General features: G+C 33.1%; 3 protein-coding genes and 1 pseudogene. All 4 read left to right on the top strand.

The features are described from left to right. A pseudogene (locus ACIQ11_RS09275) lies at positions 1–424 on the top strand (arginase); the annotation flags it as partial. A gap of 137 nt (positions 425–561) precedes the next feature. Beyond that, positions 562–1938 carry a gliding motility lipoprotein GldK gene (gene gldK / locus ACIQ11_RS09280; RefSeq protein WP_396154346.1) on the top strand — a complete coding sequence of 459 codons (1377 nt, stop codon included), beginning with the start codon at positions 562–564 and terminating at the stop codon, positions 1936–1938. Between the two features lie 63 nt (positions 1939–2001). Next, on the top strand, positions 2002–2637 hold the full coding sequence (gldL, locus tag ACIQ11_RS09285) for a gliding motility protein GldL (protein WP_396149822.1): 636 nt from the start codon (positions 2002–2004) through the stop codon (positions 2635–2637). Positions 2638–2691: 54 nt separating this feature from the next. After that, a partial coding sequence (gene gldM / locus ACIQ11_RS09290; RefSeq protein ID WP_396154347.1) for a gliding motility protein GldM occupies positions 2692–3959 on the top strand: 1268 nt, incomplete at its 3' end.

Consider the following 3959-nt stretch of genomic DNA (forward strand, 5'->3'; position numbering starts at 1 on the left):
TACGACAGAATTTTATCCAAATGGATTTGATGGTAGAGAAATCTGCACTTTAGCACGATATGCAGGAATAAGTGATAAAGTAAGTGCTTTTGGAATTTTCAATCAATTTTTCAATACCAACGAAAATGAAATCATTGCACAAATTGTATGGTATTTTATTGAAGGATTTCACTTAAGAAGTTACGAATATCCTTTTGAAGACAAAACAAATTATAATAGATACATAGTTTTAGCTGAAGAAGAAGAATTGGTTTTTTATAAAAGTAACCGATCTGAAAGATGGTGGATGGAAATAAATTACAATACAATATATAATAAAACAGTTAAAAAAACGTTATTACCGTGTACAAACGATGATTATGTAGCGGCTTGTAACGCTGAAATCCCCGAAAGATGGTGGAAAGCACACAGAAAAAGCTATTAAAAAAATCGTTAAAAGCATAGCAAAAATCGATAAAATGCACTTTTTTTTAGATTATTTTGCTTTTGCTATTGTATATGTCAAAATAAATAGATAGGTTTGAAGCCTAAAATAAAATAAAATTTTATAACCCAATTAATATGAAAAAGTTTTTAGTATTATCGGCGGCATTAGCTTTACTTACAAGCTGTGGAAAAGGTGATAAAGGTGAAGTGGTAGGAGTTAAAGGCAAAAAATGGTTTTCAGAAAAACCTTTTGGTATGACACTTATCCCTGGAGGTGCATTTATTATGGGTAAGTCAGACGATGACATTGCCAATGTACAAGATGCGCCAACTAAAACAGTTACAGTTCCTTCATTTTATATGGATGAAACTGAAATTACAAATAGTGAATACCGCCAATTCGTAGAATGGGTTAAAGATTCTACAATTAGAACAAGATTAGCTGTTAAAGCAGATGAAGATGGCGCAAAACCAGCTGCTGGTGGAAAAAACTCAGGAAGTATCGGTGATTTTGCATTCGCAGATATTGATCCAGCTAAAATGACAGCGTACGACAAATATATGTATGAAAACTATTATAGTGTAGGAACAGATGACGATCCATACGCTAATAGAAAAACAAATAAAAAAGTAAAATTAATAAAAGAAACTGCTAAATATCCAGATGCGGCTTATGTAGAAGTAATGGATTCAATGTATTTACCAGAATCAGAATCGTTTAATGGGTTAAAAACGATTGATGTAAGTAAATTAAAATTCAAATACAATCAAGTTGACTTAAACAAAGCAGTAAAGAAAAAAGGGCGTAAAAACTTTTATGAAGATGCAAAACCTATAGAAATATATCCAGATACAACAGTATGGATTAAAGATTTTGCGTATTCTTACAACGAACCAATGCACAATAGTTATTTTTGGCACCAAGCTTATGGAGACTATCCAGTAGTAGGAGTTTCTTGGGATCAAGCAAAAGCATTTTGTGCTTGGAGAACATTGTATAAAAACTCATATGTAAAAAAACAAAAAGGAAGAGATCAAGTGAATTCATTCCGTTTACCAACAGAAGCAGAATGGGAATATGCTGCAAGAGGCGGAATTGAATCAGGAACATATCCTTGGGGTGGACCATATGCTAAAAACGACCGTGGTTGTTTCTTAGCGAATTTCAAACCTATGAGAGGAGATTATGCTGCAGATGGGGCCTTATATACTGTGGAAGCAAAATCATTTGAACCAAACGATTTCAATTTATATAATATGGCTGGAAATGTAGCTGAATGGACGGATTCTTCTTACGATGCAGGAGCTTATGAATTTATTTCTACTATGAGTCCAAATGTTTCAGATAAAGCAAACCAAAGAAAAGTGATTCGTGGTGGTTCTTGGAAAGATGTAGGTTTCTTCTTACAAGTTTCTACACGTGATTTTGAATATAAAGATTCTGCAAGAAGTTATATTGGCTTCAGAACTGTACAAGATTTTATGGGAACACAAAAAACAGGAAATAAATAAAATAATAAACAAGAATTTAACTAAACTAAATAATTATAACTAAACAAACTAAAATTTTAAATTATGGCAATTTTAAGCAAAAAAGCAATGAATTTCGCTTACGGTATGGGAGCAGCAGTAGTAATCCTTGGGGCACTTTTCAAATTAATGCACTGGCCTGGAGCAGGAATTATGCTAATCGTAGGATTGGGAACTGAGGCATTTATTTTCGGTTTATCAGCGTTTGAAGCACCTGAGCATGAATTAGATTGGTCTTTAGTGTACCCAGAATTAGCTGGTGGAGAAGCTAAACCAAAATCAGGAAAAAAAGAAAACCCTGAAGAAGCACAAGGTTTATTATCTCAAAAATTAGACAACTTATTAAAAGAGGCTAAAATTGATGGGGAATTAATGACAAGCTTAGGAAATAGTATTAAAAACTTTGAAGGTGCTGCTAAAGGTATTGCTCCTACTGTTGACGCTATAGCTTCTCAAACTAAATATGCTGAACAAATGGTAAGCGCAGCTACTTCATTAGAAGCGTTAAACAACTTATACAAAGCACAAATTGATGGTGCTCAGAAAAATGCAGATGCAAATGCAGAAATTGCAGAAAATGCATCTAAATTAAAAGAGCAAATGCAATCTATGACATCAAACATATCTTCATTAAATGCAGTATATGGTGGAATGTTAACTGCAATGCAAAACAAAGGATAATTAGTTTTATCAAATAAATTAAACAAATTAATTAACTAAACTAATTAGAAAAAAATGGCAGGAGGAAAACTTACCCCTAGACAGAAGATGGTTAATCTGATGTATTTGGTTTTTGTGGCAATGTTGGCAATGAATATGTCAAAAGAAGTATTATCGGCTTTTGGTATCTTAAATGACAAAATCACAGAATCAAATGGTATTGCAGAAGCAAGAAATCAATCAGCTTTCGATCAGTTAGCTCAAAAAGCGCAAGATCAACCAAAACAATATGGTGACAAAAAAGCTAAAGTTGACAAAATCAGATTATTATGTAAAGAATTCTACAGTTATGTAGAAGGATTAAAAACACAATTCACTAAAGATGTTGAAAGAAAAGAAGATGGAAGTCTTAATTTCGAAGCAATGGATAAAGGTGATATAATTGATGAATACTGGTTTTCTGGCGACAGACCATCAGCTAAAGGTACTGAATTTTTAAATAAATTTAGTTCATTTGCAGCTCAAATTAAAGCAACGGGTGGAAGCTCAATTGTAGAAGCTGAAATGAAAAAAATTGAAAAAAGATTTGCTACAAACAAAGTAAAAACAGAAGATGGAAATGTGCCTTGGTTAGATTACAATTATAAAGGTTTCCCTTTAATTGCATCTATTACTAAATTATCACAAATTCAAGCTGATATTAAAACAACTGAAAGCGATATCATTAGTGGTATGTTTCAATCAGACTTAGTTGCAGCAGCCTCTTTAACAGCTTACCAACCAATAGTAGTTCCAGACAAAACAGCTTTCTTTCAAGGAGAAACAGTAACAGGAAAAATTATATTAGGAAAATTTGATCCTAATTTAGTTGCAAAGTCTGTAATTGTAAATGGTCAATCAATGAAAGCGGAAGCAGGTCAAGCTAAATTCTCTTTTGGAGCAGGAAGTGTTGGTGAAAAAGAAATTACAGGATCTTTCAACTTTGACGAAAATGGAAAAGTGGTTAGTTTACCAATTAAAGGTAACTATGTAGTGGTACCTAAACCAAATCAAGCCATTGTTTCTGCAGATAAAATGAATGTAGTTTACAGAGGTGTAGATAACCCAATTTCGGTATCTGTTCCTGGTATTCCTTCAAGTGACGTAAAAGCAAATGCTCCTGGGATGAGATCTTCAGGTAAACCTGGACAATATGTTTTAAACCCAGGACAAGGTAAAGACGTAACTATTAATGTTTCTGCTACATTACCAAACGGCGGTGGAACCTTTTCAAGTAAACAAACATTTAGAATTAAAGGTATCCCTGCTCCTACTGGTAAAATTAGAGGTGAAGTTTCTGCAAA

Origin of the sequence: Flavobacterium sp. (assembly GCF_044361065.1) — a bacterium.
Lineage (GTDB): Bacteria > Bacteroidota > Bacteroidia > Flavobacteriales > Flavobacteriaceae > Flavobacterium.